The sequence below is a fragment of the Hydrogenoanaerobacterium saccharovorans genome (assembly GCF_003814745.1).
Lineage (GTDB): Bacteria > Bacillota > Clostridia > Oscillospirales > Ruminococcaceae > Hydrogenoanaerobacterium > Hydrogenoanaerobacterium saccharovorans.
Genome location: NZ_RKRD01000001.1, coordinates 1,282,652 through 1,305,342, shown reverse-complemented (window position 1 = coordinate 1,305,342; position 22,691 = coordinate 1,282,652). Strand labels below are relative to the sequence as shown.

Annotated in this window: 16 protein-coding genes; 11 read left to right on the top strand and 5 right to left on the bottom strand. The window is 41.3% G+C overall.

Annotation, left to right across the window (positions count from 1 at the left end):
• Positions 1–60 precede the first annotated feature (60 nt).
• Positions 61–1,944 carry a beta-N-acetylhexosaminidase gene (locus tag EDD70_RS06100; RefSeq protein WP_092751959.1) on the bottom strand — a complete coding sequence of 628 codons (1,884 nt, stop codon included), beginning with the start codon at positions 1,942–1,944 and terminating at the stop codon, positions 61–63.
• Between the two features lie 300 nt (positions 1,945–2,244).
• Here EDD70_RS06100 and EDD70_RS06095 point away from each other — a divergent pair, with 300 nt between their 5' ends.
• From EDD70_RS06095 to EDD70_RS06045, 11 genes are all read left to right on the top strand, one after another.
• A complete protein-coding gene (locus EDD70_RS06095; protein WP_092751961.1) occupies positions 2,245–3,195 on the top strand; it encodes an ABC transporter permease in 951 nt (316 codons plus the stop codon).
• A gap of 13 nt (positions 3,196–3,208) precedes the next feature.
• Positions 3,209–4,141, top strand: a complete 933-nt coding sequence (locus tag EDD70_RS06090) for a carbohydrate ABC transporter permease (protein ID WP_092751963.1) — start codon at positions 3,209–3,211, stop codon at positions 4,139–4,141.
• A 67-nt stretch (positions 4,142–4,208) separates the two neighbouring features.
• Positions 4,209–5,687 carry an ABC transporter substrate-binding protein gene (locus EDD70_RS06085; protein WP_092751965.1) on the top strand — a complete coding sequence of 493 codons (1,479 nt, stop codon included), beginning with the start codon at positions 4,209–4,211 and terminating at the stop codon, positions 5,685–5,687.
• 97 nt (positions 5,688–5,784) lie between these two features.
• Positions 5,785–7,533: a sensor histidine kinase gene (locus tag EDD70_RS06080; protein WP_092751967.1), complete on the top strand. Its 1,749-nt coding sequence runs from the start codon at positions 5,785–5,787 to the stop codon at positions 7,531–7,533.
• Entirely contained in the window at positions 7,533–8,294 is a 762-nt protein-coding gene (locus tag EDD70_RS06075; protein ID WP_092751970.1) for a response regulator transcription factor, read from the top strand. The genes EDD70_RS06080 and EDD70_RS06075 overlap by 1 nt, the downstream gene beginning before the upstream one ends.
• 29 nt (positions 8,295–8,323) lie before the next feature.
• Entirely contained in the window at positions 8,324–9,313 is a 990-nt protein-coding gene (locus EDD70_RS06070; protein WP_092751972.1) for a glycoside hydrolase family 130 protein, read from the top strand.
• A 16-nt stretch (positions 9,314–9,329) separates the two neighbouring features.
• Positions 9,330–12,425: an alpha-mannosidase gene (locus EDD70_RS06065; RefSeq protein WP_092751974.1), complete on the top strand. Its 3,096-nt coding sequence runs from the start codon at positions 9,330–9,332 to the stop codon at positions 12,423–12,425.
• Positions 12,426–12,532: 107 nt separating this feature from the next.
• A complete protein-coding gene (locus EDD70_RS06060) occupies positions 12,533–13,831 on the top strand; it encodes an MFS transporter (protein WP_162840795.1) in 1,299 nt (432 codons plus the stop codon).
• Between the two features lie 75 nt (positions 13,832–13,906).
• Complete coding sequence (locus EDD70_RS06055) at positions 13,907–15,568, top strand: phospho-sugar mutase (protein ID WP_092751978.1); 1,662 nt, start codon at positions 13,907–13,909, stop codon at positions 15,566–15,568.
• Between the two features lie 625 nt (positions 15,569–16,193).
• A complete protein-coding gene (locus EDD70_RS06050; protein ID WP_092751980.1) occupies positions 16,194–16,817 on the top strand; it encodes a 50S ribosomal protein L25 in 624 nt (207 codons plus the stop codon).
• A gap of 405 nt (positions 16,818–17,222) precedes the next feature.
• Positions 17,223–18,506: a glycoside hydrolase family 18 protein gene (locus EDD70_RS06045; RefSeq protein ID WP_092751982.1), complete on the top strand. Its 1,284-nt coding sequence runs from the start codon at positions 17,223–17,225 to the stop codon at positions 18,504–18,506.
• Positions 18,507–18,977: 471 nt separating this feature from the next.
• Here the strand turns inward: EDD70_RS06045 and EDD70_RS06040 are convergent, their stop codons facing one another.
• The 4 genes from EDD70_RS06040 to EDD70_RS06025 all read right to left on the bottom strand — a co-directional run bounded on the left by EDD70_RS06040 (position 18,978) and on the right by EDD70_RS06025 (position 22,688).
• Positions 18,978–20,735, bottom strand: coding sequence for a DUF342 domain-containing protein (locus EDD70_RS06040; RefSeq protein ID WP_092751984.1), 1,758 nt, complete (start codon positions 20,733–20,735; stop codon positions 18,978–18,980).
• Positions 20,736–20,820: 85 nt separating this feature from the next.
• Positions 20,821–21,306: a chemotaxis protein CheD gene (locus EDD70_RS06035; RefSeq protein WP_092751986.1), complete on the bottom strand. Its 486-nt coding sequence runs from the start codon at positions 21,304–21,306 to the stop codon at positions 20,821–20,823.
• Entirely contained in the window at positions 21,303–21,926 is a 624-nt protein-coding gene (locus tag EDD70_RS06030) for a chemotaxis protein CheC (protein WP_092751988.1), read from the bottom strand. Before EDD70_RS06030 ends, EDD70_RS06035 begins: the two co-directional genes overlap by 4 nt.
• A gap of 18 nt (positions 21,927–21,944) precedes the next feature.
• Positions 21,945–22,688 carry a flagellar hook-basal body protein gene (locus tag EDD70_RS06025; RefSeq protein ID WP_092751990.1) on the bottom strand — a complete coding sequence of 248 codons (744 nt, stop codon included), beginning with the start codon at positions 22,686–22,688 and terminating at the stop codon, positions 21,945–21,947.
• Between the last annotated feature and the right edge of the window lie 3 nt (positions 22,689–22,691).

The window sequence follows — 22,691 nt, the reverse complement described above, 5'->3', positions numbered from 1 at the left end:
ACAAACATTTTAAAGAATGCCCGAAAACCTGTACAAAAACAAGTTTTCGGGCATATTCTTTTAATAATGTTGCCTGCCCACTAAACCGGCAGACACATAGGATGCCCATAAATTATTGCAATTTATTCGTCCTTTGCTATCGCGCAAAATCGGTAATTTTTCGCACGACAGTTCGGGGATATCTTTTATTGCACCTGTTGCAAACTCGTTCATTCTTACCTTTGCTGTTTCAAAACGCGCAATCGCCCCGCCCAAACGAATATCAAGCACTTCAAATCCGAAAGGTTTGTTGGTCGACATCCACAAAGCAAGCCATGCGCTGCGCAGGGTTTGTAATGCATGTTTACATTCATCTGCCAAAGAGCACAATGCATTGGCAAGTGCTAAGTTTTTGGTACGCACAGCGGTTGCTGCATCTGCACGCCAAAGGCATTTTAAGTAAAGAAAACGCGCCAAACATGCGTACGAGTTCATAAGCACTGCGTAATTGGGGTTTTGGTCACGGTAGGTTTCAAACTCAGAAGTAAGTTGTTCGTAATAAACAGGGTCTGCCAAATCAATCAAGTCAGCTTCAAACATAGGCATAAGCGGGTCTTCATACAACAGTATTCGGCAAGGGTTTGCTGTACCTTCGGGTAAAATAGCCATTCCTGGCAGTTGGTTGAACTTTGAAATCGCAAGAAAGGCGTTTGCATCTGCGCCGCATGTAGTGCGAAAACGTGCGGCAAGTTCATTCTTGTCCCAATTTTGGGTATAACGGTATTCTGCAAAAAGCTGCAGTCCATATAAAATTGTCTGCAAATTTGTTTCTGCACCATCATCCAACCAAGTAGTTGCAAACACTTCTTGAACACCGTTTTTTCTGCATTGCTCTAAAGCAGGCCAGGTGGCAGCTATTGTTTTACGGTAATCGGCTGCAGGGCCAAGCCAAGTCCATATACCACCTGCAAAAACAGTTTGCGCACCAAATTGTGTGTGCTTTTTCAAAATATTCTCGTATGCTGTTTCAGTTTCGTGGTAATAATCCCAATAAACAAGGTCGATATCGTTTGGTGCGGATGCAATAATTTCGGGAGTAAGGTTTGCATCAGGAGGATATACCCCGCCGGTTGGGGACGCGGCAGTGAAGTGCATGTCACTCCACATCATTGCTTTAAGACCCAGTTCATCTATAATACTGTGCACACGCGCAAGGTGCTGTTTCATTAAATCATCAACGGGAGTGTACCCATTTTTGTTTAGATACCTACCGCGACCCACACTATATGCTTCATCCATACCAATATGAATGCGATTAGAACGGTACGGTGCACTCGCCGCTTGCAGCATTTCGCGTATAAAATGATAGGTTTCTTCAGCACCTACCATAAGAATATCTTCGGTATCGCAGTACTTTTTCATGCAAGGCCATTGCAGCGCACGCTCCAAATGTGCAAGCGTTTGTATACAAGGTATCATTTCAATGCCAAACATATCAGCATAATCATCTAACTCACATAATTCTTCGGGCGTATATCGACCGCGCAAATAACCAAAATAAGGTTGCTGGGGCAAAGTGTAAGTATCTTCGGTATACATCATTGCAAGGTCTAGCCCCATCAATGCCATGCGGCACAAAATATTTTTAATCGCATCTACCGTAAGAACTGCATTACGCGAACAATCGAGCATAACACCACAACGTTTAAAACAAGATATTTCTTCAATTGCAACGGGCTTTCCCTCGTATCTTACTAAAAGAGCCAACGCACGAAAAAATTCAACTTTGTTGCGATATATAATGGTACATTCGTTTTCCTGTACGCAAACAGCAAGTTTGTCCCCTTTTTGTAATTGCGTTTTAAGCCCTTTTTCTGAAAAATCCAAGCCCAGCAGTGCTGCTATCTCCCTCGTACCGCCTTGAAGTTCAGGGGGAATTCCGCCACAAATATTGATTGATAACAATATAAACACTCCTTTCGCTAAAGCATTTTTTAATAAATCATAAAATATTTGTTTTAATAAGTCTACACCAAGAATGTTACTTCCATCACTATATTTGTTAGTTATAGATAATTTTTTTAAAGAAATACTGAATATGAGGTTATTTTTTTACCACAAACCTAACGTTTTTATACTAAAGCCTAAAGAATGTGAGATAGTAAGGCATTGGTATTACAATTATAATATATATATAAACTAGCGATGCACTTAAGAGCACCGCAAGCGGACACATTGGTGGCCGTAAGTAAAGGAGGAGGAACTATGGCTCATAAAATTGAACAGGCTGCCATAAAACGTAAAAAACGTTGGACGCGTGATGACACAGAGCTGAGCATTTTAGCATTACCCACTACAATTTGGTATTTCTTATTCAGCTTTTTACCGATGTTTGGTATTATTATCGCATTTAAGGATTACAAAATTAAAGGGAATTTCATCGACAGCATATTACAAAGTGATTGGTGTGGTTTTAAAAACTTTGAATTTTTATTTTCTTCCGGAGACATCTGGATGATATTGCGCAATACACTGCTGTATAACATTGTGTTTATTGTATTAAGTATCGTCCTACCGGTTACTGCAGCACTGTTGATTGGCCAGCTGCATAGCAAACGCTTGGCAAAATTTTACCAGACGGCAATGTTTTTACCGTACTTTCTTTCTTGGGTAGTTGTAACTGCTTTGTTGTGGGCATTTTTAAGCTATGACAGAGGTCTTGTAAACAGCTTACTGGTTCAGTTTGGAATGGACCCCCACCAATGGTATATGGAGAAGAACATGTGGCCGTGGCTCATAGTATTTATGAACGTGTGGAAAAGCCTTGGCTACAATATGGTTGTTTACCTGGCTACTATAACAGGTATCGACCGCACTTATTACGAAGCTGCAATTATAGATGGAGCATCGATTTGGCAGCAAATAAAATATATTACATTGCCTCTGATGAAAACCGTTATTATAATGATGTTTATTTTGGCTGTAGGCCGCATCTTTTATTCCGACTTTGGACTGTTCTATCAGGTGCCGAGAGATTCGAACTCCTTGTACTCAGTAACACAAACGATAGATGTGTTTGTATTTAAACAATTGAAAACTTCGACAACCGGTATGGCATCCGCCGCGGCATTTTTACAATCGGTAGCCGGATGCATTACTATTTTAATTGCAAACGGCATTGTGCGTAAAGTAGACCCCGACAGTGCAATGATATAAGGAGGGAAATACATTGGCTAAAAAGCATAAACAAGCTTTGGACGGTTTGGAAAAATTCAACCGAGTATCCACGGGCAGCAACATTATAATTAATATTATTTTTATTGCGCTTGCACTCATTTGTATTATCCCGGTGCTGTTCGTTATATCCATCTCGCTTTCACCCGAGCAATCGATTATTGAACATGGTTACCGCATTTTACCAAAAGTAATTTCTTTTGATGGTTATAAGTTCTTATTGGATGAGAGCACGATTATTTTCAGAGCACTGGGTGTATCACTGTTTGTTACCATTATAGGAACCGCACTGGGTGTACTGTTAACCACACTTATGGGTTACGTATTATCTCGCCCGGGATACAAACTAAGAGGTTTTCTTACCATGGTGGTTTTTATACCTATGGTGTTCAACGGCGGTCTTGTATCCACTTACTTTATTACGTCATCTTTTTTAGGGCTTAAAAATACCGTTTGGGCGCTTATTTTACCGCTTGCGGTATCGTCTTTTAATGTAATTATTTGTAAAACATTTTTCAAGTCAACCATTCCCGAATCATTGATAGAATCGGCTAAATTGGACGGAGCTAGGCAGTTCACCATATTTTTCCGTATCGTGCTGCCAATTTCGCTGCCTGTACTGGCAACAATCGGTTTGTTTTTATGTTTTTCTTACTGGAACGACTGGTACCAATCGATGCTGTATATCGACGACCAAAAGTTGCTTTCATTGCAGGCTCTTCTAAACACTATCCTAACAAACATCAACATGCTGGCTCAAAACGCGGCATCGCTTGGTGTTACCCAAGCAGAGCTTTTGGCAAATATGCCTAAAGAGGCTGCACGTATGGCCATTGTCGTTATTATCGTGTTTCCCATCGCTTGTGCTTATCCGTTCTTTCAAAAATACTTTATCTCTGGTCTTACTGTCGGTGCTGTTAAAGGCTGACAAAATTCCATTTGTTATCATGCCGTATTATGCGGCAGATAAATAAAAATTTCTTAGGAGGTACACAATGAAAAAGAATCTCAAGAAAATCGTTTCTCTTGTTCTTGCATTGGTAATGTCTGCCGGTATGCTTGCAGGATGTAACAAATCACCTGCAGGTAAACCGAATGACGGCACATCGGGTTCTGAAGCTACGGGCGAAATTCCTACACTTGTGTGGTGGAGCATCGGCGGTACAGTTCCTGCAGACTTAAGCGAAAGTTTAGATACGATTAACAAGTACCTAGTTGAAAAAATTGGTGCCAAAGTAGAAATCAAAATTTCATCTTGGGGCGATTGGGAAAAGAAAATGAATACCATCGTCAACTCCGGCGAGTATTTTGACTTGATGTTTACCAATACCAACAACTACAACCGTTTTGTAAGCATGGGCGCATTTGCAGATATTACCGATATGGTAGAATCGAACACACCCGATCTTTACAAAACCATCCCAGAAGAATTGTGGAAAGGTACGCAAGTTGGCGGCAGAATTTATGCAGTGCCTACTTACAAAGATTCATCCATTGCTCAATTCTGGTGTTTTGATAACAAATATGTTCAAAAATACAACATCGATGTACCATCGATTAAAACTATGAAAGACCTTGATGCTCCGTTTAGAGCTATGAAAAAAGGCGAAGGCAAAGGGTTCTACCCCTTACAGCTTTCACAAGGCAGCCAATTTAGCGGCTTCTTTAACGAATACGATGGTTTAACTGCCGGTCTTTACCCAATAGGAGTAAAAATTGACGACAAAAACCGTAAAGTAGTAAGCGTTTTAGAGCAGCCAGAAATTATGGAAAACCTCAAGCTGCTGAACCAGTGGTACAAAGACGGCATTATCAACCCAGATGCTAACGTTCTTCTTGAGGCTCCCGTAGGTCTGCCATACCTCTCTGCACAGGGCTGGCCACAGGCAGTATCTACATGGCAAAAGCTGCACGGTGTTGAAAAATATGACACTGTTAAAGTATTTGGCCCCGTGTATAATACCGATTCCATTCAGGGCTCTTTAAACGCAATCTCTGCAAACTCTAAATACAAAGAGAAAGCACTCGAGCTTTTGCAACTTGCTAACACCGACCATAAATTCCGTGATATGCTGGCTTATGGTGTAGAAGGTAAACACTTTGAATATGTAAGCGAAAACGTTGTAAAGGTACTCACCGATGCTTGGTTCCAAGGTCTGCCCAAATATACACAAGCAACATTCTTTAATATGTCTACTGAAGATGGCAGTGACCCCAACCAGTGGAATGATGTTAAAAAACAAAACGAAGATGCAACTACCTCTGTTTGCATGGGCTTTGCACTAGATATTTCAAATATCCAAAACGAGATTGCAAACTGCAAAGTGGTTTGGGATAAGTACCGCTACGATATGATGGCAGGTGCTTCTGACCCTGAAACAGCAGTACCGGCTTGTTTGAAAGAATTAAAAGCCGCAGGTTTTGATACTATTATGATCGAGGCTCAAAAACAAATAGACGAATTTTTTAAATAGTTATTAAGCTTAACCGTTAACAGCAATGTGCTTTGCATTTTAATAAAACCCTATAAATGGTATAATATAGTGAAACCTAGGTAAAGGAGATTTATTAATGCAAAGCACGTTGTTTCGTTTTAAAATCTATCGCACGAAGTTAATTACCATTATAGTAGTGGTAATGGCAGTTAGTATTTTTTTGTTTGGCGGTATGAGCTTATTTTTTATTAACGCATGGATTAACACACAGCGTAAAGTGGCAGAAGATGCTTTTGCGGGAATAGAAGCCCGAGTACACAACGCAGTAGAGCAAACGAACGAGTTTATGGTGCGTATTTATTCCAGTACGCCGCTAATGCAAGATGCTGCTGTACTATTTCATGCAAAATCCGAAAAGGAATATACCCTTGCACGTGCAGAAAACAGCCGAACCAGTCGTGCACAAATCGGCTATTTTCCATCGCATCTTATCAGTCTCATCAACAGCTCGTCAAGTCCTATAACCAGTGCAATACTGGTTTCGGATAGTGGCAGCAAGGGTGTGCAAATTAACAAAGTTTCTGGCGAGATTGAGCTTTGGTTTTCTAATAATTCAAATGGCGAAGAACAAGCATATTATGGTGATGCCCTGCTGGTAAGCTATCAGGTTCATAATTTAAATAATTTAGCTAAAAAACTGGGGGAAATCCAATTTCTTGTTTCCGGCGACAGCATGTACCGTACCCCCCGCCCAGATGCGGGGGTGTGTGCCGTTTTTACAAATGGTAACATGTCCGGGGCTACGGACAAAAGCAAAAAAAGCATACTGCGTTTATGGCAGGCGCAAGGTTTGCCTCAAACACAAGGCTCTTTTAAGGATGGACCGTTTAACCGAGTTTTTTATACTACTTTTTCTTCAGGCTTATACAATTTTAAATATGTTGCCTTAACTGATACCGCCACATTGCTGCAACAAAACGGTACAACATTATTGCTGTTACTGGCAGCATTTACTGTACTTGATTTTGCTGTAATAGCGTGGGTGCTATATGGTTTAAGAGATGATGCAAAGTTTTTAGGCTATATACTTGATACAATTGCAGCAGTAGAAAAAGGCGATTTTAAATCTGCAGAATCTCTAAAAAGCACCAATACATTAAGACATGATGAATACGGTATTATCGCTACTGCACTGCAAAATATGGTTAAGGTATTGGACGAATACATCCGTATAGAATATCAGTTAAAAATCAAACAGCAAGAAACTGCAATGCGTGCCTTACAGCACCAAATAAATCCACATTTTTTGTACAATACACTCGAGGCTATCCGTTCACGTGCACTTGTAGAGCACGACACAACCACAGCAGATGCCATCGCCCTATTGGGCGGGTTATTTCGTGAAGTGGTACGCGGCGGTGATATAATTACTTTACAGGAAGAATTTGAATTGCTGAAAATGTATTTGGATATTATGGAGCTGCGTTACGCCGGCAATGTATCGTATCAGATTGAATTGGAACCTGAAATGTATAGCATGAAAACGGTTAAATTTTGGCTTCAGCCACTTGCCGAAAACTATTTTCGGCATGGGTTTGACCCAACAAGCGAATACAACCTGTTAATTGCTACCGGATATGCTGAGGAGGACGGCTGGCGAATTGAATTGATTGATAACGGCAGTGGTATTGAACAAGATAAACTGGACGAAATAAACCGCAATTTGCAATCAAGTACCGAAAGTAAAGATTCGAGTATTGGCTTACGTAATGTTTATATTCGACTAAAGCATTTTTATGGCGAGGGCTTTTCTTTGAAAATACGTAACAACCCTGAGAGCGGCGCCTGTGTATCAATCCACATACCCAAAAAGGAGGATGCATAATGTACACCTTGTTAATTGTTGACGATGAGCCAAACATATTAGAGGGCGTGCGCTATATGGTTGATTGGAAGCACTATGGTGTTACCAGAATAGAAACTGCTACCACATGCCCCGATGCACTTGCGCGCGCAGTAGATTGCAAACCCGATATTGCTTTGGTGGATGTGCGTATCGGAAACGATTATGGTTACGATTTAATCAATCGTTTAAATGATATTGGATTGAAAGTTAATTATATTATGATGAGCGGTTACGGTAATTTTCGTTTTGCGTGCGAAGCGTTGCGGTGCGGTGCACTGGATTACTTACTTAAGCCTATTCGTACCGACAAATTAGAGGAATGCCTCAAACGCATTATAGTGGAGAATTTGCACGGAACTTTACCCGAAGCGGAAAACAACGAAGAAGATATTGACCCGGTACTGGGCGTGCATTACAACACCCTCCCCTCTCTTATTTGTAAAATACTGCTGATGGTGAAAGCAGAATACAATGAAAACATTACACTAAAATCAATTGCTGACCGCTTTCGCATGAACCCTACCTATCTAGGCCAGTTGTTTATTAAAGAAATGCGGCTGAAATTCTCAGAATACCTCATGATTTATCGGCTTACCGCTGCATCAAAACGTATTCTCAACACGAATGATACCATTGCATCGATTGCTTCTGATGTGGGGTATTCCAATCTAAATTATTTTTATCAGCATTTTCACAGCTATTACAATATTACACCATCTGAAATGCGCGCACAGAAATAACTTCAGTGGTAAGAAATAAGGAGAATTTTATGGCACACATTATTGGAACCTCATTGCCCGATATGCCATGGCAAGATAAACCCGTAAATACACGCGGCCCCGTTTGGCGCTACAGCCAAAACCCTATTATCCCCCGAGATGCAACCCCTAACTCAAACAGTATCTTTAACAGCGCAGTGGTACCGTTTAAAGACGGTTACGCCGGTGTTTTTCGTTGTGACAGCCGCTCGGTGAGCATGGACATTTTCCCCGGGTTTAGTAAAGACGGCATCAATTGGGAAATAAGCGCAGAGCCTATTGCATTTGGGGGCGACGCAGAAATAACCGTACGCGAATATCGCTACGACCCCCGTGTATGCAAAATTGATGACAAATACTACATTACTTGGTGTAACGGAGCACATGGACCAACCATTGGTATGGGATGGACGCAAGACTTTAAAACTTTTTATCAGCTTGAGAATGCGTTTTTACCATACAACCGCAACGGCGTATTATTCCCCCGCAAAATACGCAATATGTATATGATGTTATCTCGTCCGTCGGACACAGGACATACACCGTTTGGTGATATTTTTTGCAGCCAAAGCCCCGACCTTACCTTTTGGGGTAAACATCGCTGGGTAATGGGCACAATTAACGGCGATGCTTCGGCTTGGCAGAGTAAAAAAATAGGCCCCGGTGCAGTACCTATCGAAACCAGCGAAGGCTGGCTGATGATTTACCATGGTGTTATCAATACCTGCAACGGCTTTGTATACCGCATTGGCTGTGCATTGCTGGATATTGATGAGCCTTGGAAAGTAAAAGCACGCAGCCGCAATTACATCCTTGGCCCGCAAGAACTTTACGAGTGTGTTGGCGATGTCCCGAATGTCACCTTCCCTTGTGCGGCGCTTACCGATGCAGATACCGGGCGCATTGCAATCTACTACGGCTGTGCAGATACCGTAACCGGGCTTGCTTTCACCACCGTAGATGAGTTGCTAAATTATATGAAAGAATACCCCTTGGCGTAAAAATGAGGTAAACAATATGATATTTGCAAAAGAGCGTGTAGAGGTAATTGCTGCACAATTAAAAAAATTCTCGGTAACACAAAAATTTTCACTGACAAATTGGGAAATGAAACAAGGTTTTTGGCTTACCCCTGATGCTGTACAAAACGACGGTGCTTCTTGGCAGGCTTTTGAAAGCACCAAAATGCACTGGTACGGGCCGGACAAACACTATTGGTTTCGTACTGCATTTACTGTGCCTGCCTCTTACGAAGGTAAAAGCTTGTGGATTTTATTGAGGACACAAATAGAAGAATGGGATGATGCAAAAAACCCGCAATTTCTTGTATTTGTAAACGGTGAACCTATCCAAGGTGCCGATATGAACCACCGTGAAATTAAAATTACCGATAAGGCACATGCAGGCGATCGTTATACCATTGACTTGCAAGCGCATACCGGTATATTGCATACCGAATTCAATCTGTTTGCTGATGTAATGGAAATTTGCCCTGCTGTAGAGGCACTTTATTACGATATTCAGGTACCGCTATGGGCACTTGCACGTATGGATGAAAAAGGCAAAACTGCTATAGACATCCTTACTGTGCTGAACAATACCATTAATCTGTTGGATTTGCGTGATGTACCCTCTCATGATTTTTATAATTCTGTAGATGCTGCCCGCAGCTATATTCAGAAAGCTTTGTATACTGATATGGCAGGGTTCGATGAAGTAATTGCAACCTGTGTAGGCCATACCCATATTGACGTGGCATGGTGGTGGACGGTACAGCAGACACGCGAAAAAGTTGCACGCAGCTTTGCAACTGTTTTAAAGCTGATGGAGGAATATCCTGAGTACCAGTTTATGTCCAGCCAGCCTGTACTGTATACATTTTTGAAAGAGCGCTACCCCGAACTGTACGAGCAGGTAAAACAGCGTATCAAAGAAAAACGCTGGGAGCCTGAGGGCGGCATGTGGGTTGAGGCAGACTGCAACATTACCTCAGGTGAGAGTTTGGTACGACAATTTTTATACGGAAAGCGCTTTTTTAAAGAGGAATTCGGTGCAGATAACCATGTCTTGTGGTTACCGGATGTATTTGGTTACTCAGGTGCATTACCGCAAATTATGAAAAAGTGCGGGATTGACTATTTTATGACAACAAAATTGTCATGGAACCAGTTTAACAAGGTACCCAATGATACACTTTTGTGGGAGGGTATTGACGGCACGAAGGTTCTTACACACTTTATCTCAACCCTAGGAGTAGGGCAAAGTGTTGAGCGCTTTTTCACAACATACAACGGTATGCTTCATCCAGATTCTATCATGGGTGGTTGGGAACGCTATCAGAACAAAGAAATGAACAATGACATCCTCATTTCTTACGGTTACGGTGACGGTGGCGGAGGGCCAACCCGTGCCATGCTAGAAACCGGCCGTCGTATGGAACAAGGCATAAAAGGTGTTCCAAAGGTACGCCAAACAGGCTCTCGCCAATACTTTGAAGAACTCGAGCAACGGGTAAAAGACAGCCCGCGTTTGCAAACCTGGACCGGTGAATTTTATTTTGAATATCACCGCGGCACTTATACTTCTATGGCGCGCAATAAACGTGCAAACCGTAAAAGCGAGCTTGCTTTAATGGATTTGGAACTGCTAAGCGTACTTGCTGCAGAAAAAGGTGTTGCCTACCCTGCCGAGTTGGAACAGCTTTGGAAAACAGTGCTGCTCAACCAATTCCACGATATTTTGCCCGGTTCTTCGATTGAAGAAGTATACGAGGTAACCAAAAAAGAGTATCAAGAAATTGCAGAAAAAAGCCAAGCGCTAATTACCGAGCGCAAAGCAGCCATTGCCGGTGCAGGCAACGGAGTGACTGTGTTTAATACCCTTGGGTTTCACCACGAAGGCCTTGTTGCCCTGCCTGATGGGATTGCTGCAATTGCAGATGAACATGGTACTCTCCCTTCGCAAGTAATTGGCGGTACCAACTACGCTTTGGTAAAAAATATACCATCAAAAGGTTACACTACCTTTGCACAGGCAGAAGCAATTAAAAATTCCCCCTCCCCTTTTAAATACAGTGCTAAAAATGATGGTTATACAATCGAAACTCCATTTTATAAAGTGGATATTGATGGAGACGGCGCATTTTCATCGCTGTTTGATAAACAAAATGAACGCGAAATTATAACGCCGCAGCATAAATGCAACCAATTGCGTGTTTATGAAGATAAACCCATTTACTATGATAACTGGGATATTGATGTGTTTTACACCGAAAAATTCTGGAACATCGATGGTGTAACCTCTATGGAATGGACATCTGTTGGCCCTTTATGCGCAGAGCTGACTGTTGAACGCAGCTTTATGCACTCGAAAATGAGCCAGCGTATTCGTTTTTATGCCCACACTCAACGTATTGATTTTGATACTTGGGTGGATTGGAAAGAGCATCAGCATCTGCTTAAGGTACATTTCCCTGTGGATGTTCATACCGATGAAGCAACTTTTGACATCCAATTCGGCAACGTAGCGCGCAAAACGCATACCAATACCAGTTGGGATATGGCTCGGTTTGAGAGCTGTGCACACAAATGGATGGATGTGTCGGAAGGTGGTTACGGTGTGAGCCTTTTGAACGACTGCAAATACGGCCACAGTGTTAGCCAGGGGAATATCGGATTAACTCTTATCAAATCGGGTATCGAACCAAACCCAAATACCGATGTGGAAGAACATGTATTCACCTATTCACTCTATCCGCACGAAGGTACATGGCGTACTGCAGATACACAACAACAAGCTGCCGACCTCAACAGCCCAATGACTGCTATTTGCGGCGGTACAGCAGGTACAAATTTTTCATTTGCCTCTTTGGATAAAGATAATGTTGTTCTTGAAACTGTGAAACAAGCTGAAAACGGTAAAGGCATTGTTGTTCGTATTTACGAAAGCCGTAACATGCGTACCAATGCAACACTTGCATTGCATACCAAACCCAGCTGTGTAACCGAGTGTGATTTGCTTGAAAACCCGCAAAGCAGTTTGCAAGTAACCAATAATTGTGTTACCTTTACGATTAAACCATACGAGATTAAAACACTACTGCTGACCTTTTAATTATTAGAACAGATGTTATAATAATAAAAACGAAAATACAAGGTGCAGGGAGCCGCGAGGATACGACCCCGCGGCTCCTTTTAATGTGCTCACAGGCAGGTGAACTTATGAAACTAAAGGAAAAACTGCACGAAATCTTCTTTCCATCTACACCTTCAACCAGTCAGCAGTTGTATGCAAGCAGGCACAACCTGATTGTAGAAAACTCTTTTGCAAGTATTTTGATTGCACTGGCAGGAGGCAACTTTTTAGCCGGATATTTGAGTTATCTGGGTGCCAGCGTATCTTTTTGCGCGCTTGTAGGTGCAATGCCTCAATTTGGCTGCGTTATGCAGCTTGTTGCCCCGTTTCTTTTTGAGCGGCTGCATTACCGAAAATTTGCAATTTGGGTTTTATGCTTTGGCTTTCGCATATCTATCGGCTTTTCGGCATTTGCCCCGCTGCTTTTTACCGGCAAACGCAGCCAATTGATGTTCATACTTATCATTTACTTTTTTGCATACCTCGCTGCAGGGCTGGTAACTCCGGGATTACAGCAGTTTCAGCTGGATTTGGCACCGCAACAAGGCCGCGGTAAGTTTTTGGCTAAAAAAGATGTGATTGCTGCCAGTGCCAATGCCGTTGTAGCATTGATTATGGGCTGGCAGCTGGACGCTTTCACCAATGCCGGTGACCCTTATAAAGGGTATTTGATAATAGGAGTTTTTTCAATAGTGTTATCCTGTATAGACGCAATTTTATTGTGCCGTATTCGTGAACAGCCGGTTTGCAAAGCAGAAAAATTGCGTATTTCCGCTTTGCTTGTACCAATACGCGATATAAAATACCGCCCTATCATAATGTATACCATGTGGATGGGTTTATTCGGTAGTTTTGCAACTGCTTTTTTATATGTACATATGCTGCGTAACCTGTATTTAACGCACCGTTTTATAACATCAGCAGGAATATTATCAAATCTCGCAGGTATGTTGGGTACCTGGGTGTGGGGCAGATTTGCCGACCGCAGTTCATGGGATGTTTTATTGCGCCGCACTGCACTCATCAGTACTTTGTGCACCTTAAGCTGGGCGTTTGTAAACAAAGAAACCGCACCTATCTTAGCACCGGTTATCTTATCTGCAACAGCGGCTTGCGCAGGCGGCAGCGGCATGGCTAGCATTAATTTGCAGTATCAGTGCAGCCCGCCTACCGGTAAAACAACCTATCTCGGCGTAACAAGTGCGGTATCCAGTTTGCTGGCTTGGGTTTCTTCTCTGATTGCTGCCGCAGTTCAATCGGTTGTTGAACCACATTTCGGTGCCAAAAGTATACCGATGCTCTTTTTACTATCCGGTGTTTTGGCATTTACAGGAGTAATTACATTTGGCCGCAAACTGCCTGTTTGCGAAAGCAACCGCAATTGATGCATGGCATACGCTTTTAACCGATAAAACGCCTTGTATAAACGAAACGACATACCTTGTCCAGAAAGGAAATTAATGATGTGGAAAGATAAATTACGTGTTTGGCAAACTGCCGACCTGCCCGATGAATTGGTAGCCGAACTATGTGAATGTACTGATGAAACCGAACTGGAGGACCGCTTTTACCGCAACTTAGAATTTGGTACAGGCGGTTTACGTGGTTTACTAGGTGCAGGCACCAACCGTATGAACATTTTTACAGTTGCAAAAGCAACACGCGGGCTTGCCTCTTATTTAAACGCCGAGTTCGGCTCGCCTAGTTGTGCCATAGCGTACGATAGCCGTGTAAAATCAGAAGATTTTGCAAAAGTTGCTGCCGCAACGCTTGCGCAAGCGGGTGTAAAGGTGTACCTTTACCGTGAACTGATGCCTACCCCTATGCTATCGTTTGCTGTACGGCATCTTTCGTGCAGCGGCGGCATTGTTATTACTGCAAGCCATAACCCTGCCCAGTACAATGGATATAAGGTTTATGGCGAAGATGGCTGCCAAATTACACTGCAAGCAGCGCAAAAGATTTTAGCCTGCATTGAAAAAGAGAACGATTTTGAGTTATTGCCTAGCTTCGACGCAATGTGCGTAAACGGCAACATCAGCTTTATAAATGATGAGACAATAAGCGCATATTACAGCGCCGTGCTTACAGCCAGCTTGCATCGCCCGCAGGTGCCTTTACATGTTGTATACAGCCCGCTTAACGGTACCGGCAACAAGCCTGTTCAGCACATCTTAAAAGAGATTGGCAATGTACAAGTAACCGTTGTGCCTGAACAGCAAAACCCAGACGGGCGATTTCTCACCTGTCCATATCCTAACCCAGAAATCCAAGAAGCGATGAAGCTTGCTGCTGATTTAGCAATGAAAACAGATGCCGATTTTTTTCTTGCTACCGACCCGGATTGTGATCGTGTGGGTGTAGGTGTGCCTACTGCCCATGGTATCCGTTTAATTAACGGCAACGATATGGGTGTAATGTTATTCGATTTTATATGTAAACTGCGAAAAACCACCCATACTATGCCGCAAAAACCAATTGCAGTAAAGACCATTGTCACAACCGAAATGGCAGCCGCTGTGGCAGCAGAGTATGGTGTAGAACTGCGTAACGTATTAACCGGTTTTAAGTTTATAGGCGAGCAAATTGGACTACTTGATAAAACGGGTGAAGCAGAACGGTTTATTTTTGGCTTTGAAGAAAGCTATGGATATCTCTCGGGCAGTTTTGTACGCGACAAAGATGCTATAAATGCCGCCATGCTGATATGCGAAATGGGTGCTTACTATAAACAACAAGGTAAGAACTTGCTAGAGGTATTAGAAGACTTGTACCAAAAATACGGGTACTACCAAAGTGATTTGCTCACTTTTACGTTTAACGGTCCCAAAGGAATGAGCAGTATGCAAAAAGTGTTGGACGGCCTCAGAGAAAATCACCCCAGCAGCTTTGCGGGTAAAGGTATTGTTACAATGGTAGATTATTTGCACGATAATACCGGATTGCCCAAAAGCAATGTGATTGCGATGAGCCTTGAAGATGGATGCCAAGTAGTAATTCGCCCCTCTGGAACCGAACCAAAGCTGAAGTTGTACACCACCGCTGTAGCAAACAGTAAGGAACGCGCTAAAGAAGCAATCACAGTTTCAAATTCTGCCTGTAAAAAAATGATTAATCCATAAAAATGCTATTACAAATCATTAACAGTTTTTAAGTATTGCCATACTTTAGCTTTTGAGCCTATGTTTTACTATAGTACTCCACATAAAAAAGACCAATCTCCTGCAGAAAGTCAGGAGATTGGTCTTTTCTTTAAATTATGGTCGTGCACGAATCATCAATTACTATCACCTCGCTATAACATCATCCTATTTATTCATTTACCTTATATTAAAATAATTAAAAAATAGATATTTTGACAAAATTAGTAATTGATTTATGCTAATATGAGCATGTCAGCTTTATGCTGTGGATTGAAATGATATAAGGTACGTGAAAGTTATACGATATTTCGCTTGTACCGTCATGCACAAAGGGAGGCTATTTGCTTTCCTTTGTGCATGTTTGTGGTATCAATTATTAATTTAATTGGAACGATAAGAATCGCTTAGATAAGCCGTTTGTGGCAATTTAAAGCGGTTTTGTTTTTTATAAGGAGCAATGAATACGAACGAGTGTATTTTCAAACTTATCTACAAATCATTGTTACCTAATAAACTAACAATATCATATTGCAAGCCACTACATTTGCTTATATTTTTATTTGTGCTATACTTATATAGTAATAACAACATTTTTACATGTTGAATGTTTAAAAAAAATATAAATTTAGGAGGAATTATTATTTATAATTTAAAAGCTGAACTCAGAGACAAAAGTATAAAAGCAAAAAAATTAAGACGCAATGGAATGATTCCGGCAACGATTTATGGGCGCAATTTAAAAGAGCCTATTATGCTTCAGGTTCCTCTAGCCGATATCAATCGCTTTCTCAGCAAGGCATCAAAGGGGAACACCCTCACCATCGAAGTTGAGGACAAAAAATATAATGTGCTTTTCAAAGAGATTACACGTGAATCTGTAAGCCAACAGGTTGAACAGATAGAGTTCCAGCATCTTGTTGCCGATGAGCCCGTTAACAGCGTAATAAAGGTTGTTTTGGCAAACCGAGATAAAAATCAAAATCTCACACAGCAACATATTGAAGAAATCCCCTATAATGCACTGCCAAAGCACTTTATTCCAGAAGTTGTTATCGATCTTGATGGGATGAATGCCGGAACTACTATTAAGGTTGAAGATTTGGATATTGCTAAAAACGAAAATATTCGTATTACAATACCAGAAGATACTGTAGTTTTAACTGTTGCTGAGCTTAAAAAAGTAATTGTAGAATCAGAGACAGAAAGCGAACCGGATAGTGAAGAATAAGGCTCGTAACACAATAACAAGTTTACTAAAAAGGCAGTAATAAGTTTTTACTGCACCGCTTTTATACTAAAACACAGTAAACCGCCTAGATAGCTGAAAACAGCTTATCTGGGCGGTTTATTTTTTTAAGTAACAATAAATTCGAAACCTACCGCAAACAGATAATTGAAAGGAGCTATGCATCACGTTTTAAACATACATTTTGTTGCAGTTGTTATGCTTTTTATAATGAATAATCTAATAATTGTATGAAATTAGCCGTAAAATGTAATGTGCAGCAGCTTCAAGTATTTATATTTCGAATCTTGCATATTATGAATAAAAGTGCATATGTAAAAAATGCTATGTTGACATTGCTACTAATTTTGTTTATCGAAAAGATGAATGGGGAATGGAGTCGATTATATGACTATTCATGTTGTGCAGCCCGGAGATACCCTTTTGAGCATTGCTAACCGTTATGGTGTTTCACAGCAGCGTATTATCATGGATAATGGATTGTACGGATTGCCTTACCTGGTAGTTGGGCAGGCACTGATTATTCTAGAACCCGCAACGATACATACTGTGCAGCCAGGAGAAACGCTGTATTCCATTGCAAACCTGTATGGAATAACACCTATTATATTGCTTCAAAGAAACCCAAACCTCATTCGAAACCGTCAGCTTTGGGTTGGGGAGCAAATTACAATTAACTTTCGAGGCGAACCGCAACGTGAAGTCTCCATCAACGGATACGCATACCCTTTTATCAATCGGAACATTTTGCAACATGCACTGCCCTTTCTAACTGATTTTACAATTTTCGGCTATGGTTTTACCGTAAATGGAGATTTGATTCCAGTAAACGATCAAGAGCTGATCAACCTCGCTTATCAATATAGTGCTGCGCCAATCCTGCTTTTGTCTTCCATCACCGAGGAGGGTACTTTTAGCGGTGAACGTGCAAGTTTACTGTTCAATGACATTCAGTTGCAAAATACAGTCATAAACCATCTTCTTGACGTGATGAAGCAAAAGGGGTATCTCGGATTGGATATTGATTTTGAATACGTCAGACAGGAGGACAGCGAATCATTCCTTCGTTTTTTAGAAAACGCGACCAGACAGATGCATGAAAATGGTTTTCGTGTGAATGTAGATTTGGCTCCCAAAACATCTTCAGAGCAAGCTGGACTGTTGTACGAGGCACACAATTACGCCGCGATTGGAGCAATTGCAGATACCGTGCTGTTGATGACATACGAATGGGGTTACACCTACGGACCGCCTATGGCGGTTGCACCTCTGCCAAACGTTCGCCAAGTAGTATCCTATGCAGTAACCCAAATTCCAAAAGAAAAAATTATGCTGGGTATTCCGAACTATGGGTATAACTGGATGCTCCCCTATGAACGAGGCATTACTCAAGCAACTACAATCGGTAATGATTATGCTATTCGAATAGCTGCAGAAAACGGAGTGACCATCCAATTTGACCAAACTGCTCAGTCGCCATTTTTTGAATATTGGGCTCAAAACGGAAGAAAGCATATTGTTTGGTTTGAGGATGTACGCAGCATTCAAGGGAAATTTAACTTGATTACCGAGTTTGGACTTCGCGGAGGAGGATACTGGAATCTGATGCGTCCGTTTGCGCAGAACTGGGCACTGCTCAGCCAAACGTTCAGTGTTAAAAAAGTGGTGTAATTAACGTAATAGCAAATTTTACAACCTGCTTGTTGATTAGCTAAAAAACTTATTATATATATCATTTAACCGCTTCTGCCTCGGTATGCAGCCCCTTTAAGCCAAGGGTAAGCTTGCCAGAGAGGAGGGCAATAAATTCGCTATTAGAAATGTTAACAATGATTAAAAATTGCCTAACAAGCTGAAAAATAAAGAGGAAGCTTAATTATTATACGTTTTTTTGATTTTATTAGACCAATAAAGTTTCATCCAACTTTCTTAGTTTATTGGTAACCGTCAAATAATCACTGCATAGACAAAGCCACCCAAGCTTTAAAACTTGGGTGGCTTTAAAATATTGCCAATAATTCAGCTTGCAACTTTGCGGTATTTTATCCGACCATGCAGCAAATCTGAAACAGCAGCCTGTGATTTATCACATTATGACATGCCGTGCCCTGCTTTAATAGGTGGGCGTGGTTTGACGGTTACTTAATAACTAGTTTTAATTTCTCCGTCAACAAGATAAAACGAGCAATTTGATGTTGTATTTTGTACAATTGTTGTTATGTGGCCAATAGTTATTTGTGTACCGGGATAGACGGTATTGCTCGTCAATCTGCTTTTACCTACATTGTCTACAATTTCATTGATTTCTTGTAAACGTTTTTCAAGCTGTGCCTGTTTCATTTGATTTAAAGGTCGTTGAATCTTAAACTGATTAAGCTGCGTTCTCCGCTCGGCTTTCAGTGGGGCAATTTCTGCAATTTTTTCAAGATAAATTATATTTTTTTCAATTCCTGAATCCAGCTCTTTTAACTCATTTATTTGTTTGGTCAGTTCATTTTTTTCTTTAATTAATTCAGGGGTAACCCCAAGCATAATAATTGTTGGAATATTACTGGGTGCACCAACAACCTTTGCTTTGATTTGTTTATATACTGTAAACGAACCGCCTATCATCGCACCTTTTCTGCCCGAAACAACCAGCTCATCCTCGCAGAATACGGTAGAGTTTATGATAGACTCGGCCTGTATGCTTTCTTTTGCTTTAATAATGCAGTTCTCGAGAAATTTACTGGTGATGGATTTTTGAGATTCCAACACCCCTTTGCGCATACCGTTCATCCCTTTTGAAATGTTGATACTGCCCTGCGCATAAATAGAGGCGCCTTCAACCATCCCAATAATTGTAACATTACCCTGAGATTTAATGGTAAAGCCCTCGTATACATCCCCTCGGACGATTACATCCCCTGAAAAATCAATATTTCCAATAGAGTTGTCTACATTACCTTTTACTTCAAATACTTTCTGAACGCTAAAACGTCCACCTAAAAACACCAGATTGCCTTCGCAGCCTGTGTATAGTTTTTGTTTATCTTCAGATAGAACCGTATTCTCTCCGCGTGGAATCGTTGCGGGCTTTCCTTTTCTACCGGGTATCGGATTGCCTTGTACATCGGTTCCATCGACAGGTTCTGTGGGTAGCGTTGCCTCACAAATCAGAACATCTTTTTTTACATTGTTAATTAAGTTTAAACTCTTAAAATCAATTGAACCATCATCACGAGTTTTAAAATTCAACTCACGTGTTCTGGGGAAGTAATCTATAATATCACCATCTGCCCCGTCTTGAGGGGGGGTGCCTTCCGCAATACGATATAATTTATCGTAAAGTTTGTTTTCTACAATCTCGTTGAGCCGATTTTCATTAATGCCATAAACAATGCCGCTATTTTCAAGCGCAGCGTTCAGCATTTCTTTAGAAATTTCCTCACCGCCATCTTTTGGTGATGCAACACATATGGTAGCTGACATCTTACCATTATCCAGCATAATTTCAACTTCAGCATCAATTGGCTCAGGGATAGGTTCGTCTGAATTTTCTGTCACAGCAGTCGCTAAAGCATCATCATCGGTTAATGTAGCCGATTGCTCCTGCAAATCTACAACATTATCAGATGATGCACCTACTGTGTGCGATTCAGAATCTGCCTCAGCAGGTGCATTTGTACTGAAATTGTTTGCATTTAAGGTTTCTTCGGATATAGTTTGGGAATTGAGTTTGTCCTCTTTTGTTTCAGTTGCATTTTGTTTGTTCTCTTGCTTTGAACTAAATCGGTTAAAAAGACTATAAAGAAAACTTTGAGACCCTTCAGGCTTCTGTTGTGGTACGGCATTCGCAACGGACATGGACTCCTGTTCAATTCCCAAGATGTCTTCTTTATCGATACCCTTATTACTCATGTCATATTCCCCCAAACCATTTTTTATAATGTTGAGTTTGTATATTACTTGTACCACACACTTTTGCTATATAAACAATGCAATCTCAATAAAAGCTTTCGCCTTTTAACGCCGATTTTATCTTCATTGTACCATTTTCTGGGTAGAAATACAAGGTTCTCCCATAATCACTTCCTGTATCTTCCGCTAATATAGGTATTCCAAGCGTTGCCAGAATATTTTTTACCTCAGCTACATTTCTTTTTCCGATATTGGAAATGGCTGTGTTATTTACGCAGTTAAACATACAAGCGCCGCCCGCAATTTTAGCTTTTAATCGGGCCTTTCGGGCTCCCAATGATTCCATTTGCTTTACAAGATTAAGAATTGCCGTATCAGCAAATTTATTGGAAGGCGGAATGTTAGGCAGCTGTTTACTTGAAGGCAACATAATATGGGCAAGTCCTCCCAAACGGCTCAATGGATCAAGGAGGCAAATTCCAACACAAGAACCCAGTGCATAAGTGACTAAAACATCCGGTGCAGAAACAAGGTTAATGTCTGATATACCAACTGTCACTATTTTGCTCATCCTTGTACGCCCAACTTTTCCATAATTTTTTGCAGCGATTTTGCTTCGGGTATCATCAGCATGTGGCTTTTCATATTCTCGCCTGCCACATTCATATCGCCTTTAATAAACATCAGCTGGTCGCCGACTTCTGCAAATACAATGCTTGGTTCGCTTAGGACCGCCCCTAGCATATCGTAACACATGGAGGGCACAGTGAGCGAAATAAAAAAGTCGGTAAGCGCAGCAAGTGCATTTGCATAGGAATAAGCCATAATATTAGCAATCTCAATCAGTGCAGATTGCCCCATTTCATCAATGCTGTTAAAATCCTTATAGTCCGAGCCCAAAAGAACATTCAACGTTTTGCAAGCAAACTCACTTTCCAGCAAAAACAGCATCATTCCTTCTACATCGCCTTGCATAACCGAAAGGATACCAACCACAACATTTTCTGGTCCGCCCAACATATCCGCCGCCTTGTTGATATCCATAATTTTAACGGTGGGAGTTTGGATGCTGATACTGGTGTTCAACATCGTAGAAAGTGCGGTTGCTGCATTGCCTGAGCCAATGTTGCCAATTTCGGCAAGCACATCGATTTGCGCCGCGCCTAGGTTCTTGTAAATGTTTTCCTGCATTTCTCCACCTCTTTTAAATTATCTAAGGTTGTTAACCATCTCTTCAATTTGGTCGGCAGTTTGAACAATTTTTGCATTCAGCTGAAAAGCACGTTGTGTTTGAAGCACATTTACCATTTCAGCAGACATATCTACATCAGATAGCTCGAGAGCACCCGAAATAAGCTCTATTTCACTTTCATCACGGTCTCTGCGGACAGCTTTTGCTTCGCCCGAAAGTTCTGTCGGCGAAAGGCTCGTATTTCCGATTGGTTTGAGTCCATAGGGGTTTGAGAAGGTGTAAATCCCGATTCGTTCCTCAATACCATCAATATCTGCCACATTGCTGTTATCTTTCATATTAAGTTCAATTCTTCTTCCGCGGTCATCAAGCACATAACCGCCATCAGAAGTAACAAGGTACGCACGCTTGCGATCCATACCTACAGAAAATGAACCGTTACGGGTGTATTCTAAATTTTCTCCGCCTCGGTCAACACAGAAAAAGCCCTCGCCAACCAGTGCAAAATCTAACCCGTACTCGGTACGGTTGAGCATACCTTGCTTAAACAGCATATCGACGTTTTCTATTTTAACGCCGTGACCGGTCATAAAGTTGCCGTTTGCACGTGTATTCATCTGAGTATACAAAAGGTCGCTGAAAGATGATTTTTGCGGCTTGTAACCTACGGTGTTGATATTTGCCATGTTATTTGATACCAGGTCCATATCTTTTTGAAAGGTTGTCATTCCCGAAACAGCGGTATAAAATGCCGTATTCATTGT

Coding starts and splice junctions, on each gene's coding strand:
- EDD70_RS06030 (WP_092751988.1), bottom strand. CDS start 21,926: ATGCAGGAAAACATTTACAAGAACCTAGGCGCGGCGCAAATCGATGTG.
- EDD70_RS06045 (WP_092751982.1), top strand. CDS start 17,223: ATGACTATTCATGTTGTGCAGCCCGGAGATACCCTTTTGAGCATTGCT.
- EDD70_RS06050 (WP_092751980.1), top strand. CDS start 16,194: ATGTTTAAAAAAAATATAAATTTAGGAGGAATTATTATTTATAATTTA.
- EDD70_RS06065 (WP_092751974.1), top strand. CDS start 9,330: ATGATATTTGCAAAAGAGCGTGTAGAGGTAATTGCTGCACAATTAAAA.
- EDD70_RS06095 (WP_092751961.1), top strand. CDS start 2,245: ATGGCTCATAAAATTGAACAGGCTGCCATAAAACGTAAAAAACGTTGG.
- EDD70_RS06055 (WP_092751978.1), top strand. CDS start 13,907: ATGATGTGGAAAGATAAATTACGTGTTTGGCAAACTGCCGACCTGCCC.
- EDD70_RS06035 (WP_092751986.1), bottom strand. CDS start 21,306: ATGAGCAAAATAGTGACAGTTGGTATATCAGACATTAACCTTGTTTCT.
- EDD70_RS06060 (WP_162840795.1), top strand. CDS start 12,533: ATGAAACTAAAGGAAAAACTGCACGAAATCTTCTTTCCATCTACACCT.
- EDD70_RS06025 (WP_092751990.1), bottom strand. CDS start 22,688: ATGAATACGGCATTTTATACCGCTGTTTCGGGAATGACAACCTTTCAA.
- EDD70_RS06040 (WP_092751984.1), bottom strand. CDS start 20,735: ATGAGTAATAAGGGTATCGATAAAGAAGACATCTTGGGAATTGAACAG.
- EDD70_RS06075 (WP_092751970.1), top strand. CDS start 7,533: ATGTACACCTTGTTAATTGTTGACGATGAGCCAAACATATTAGAGGGC.
- EDD70_RS06070 (WP_092751972.1), top strand. CDS start 8,324: ATGGCACACATTATTGGAACCTCATTGCCCGATATGCCATGGCAAGAT.
- EDD70_RS06085 (WP_092751965.1), top strand. CDS start 4,209: ATGAAAAAGAATCTCAAGAAAATCGTTTCTCTTGTTCTTGCATTGGTA.
- EDD70_RS06080 (WP_092751967.1), top strand. CDS start 5,785: ATGCAAAGCACGTTGTTTCGTTTTAAAATCTATCGCACGAAGTTAATT.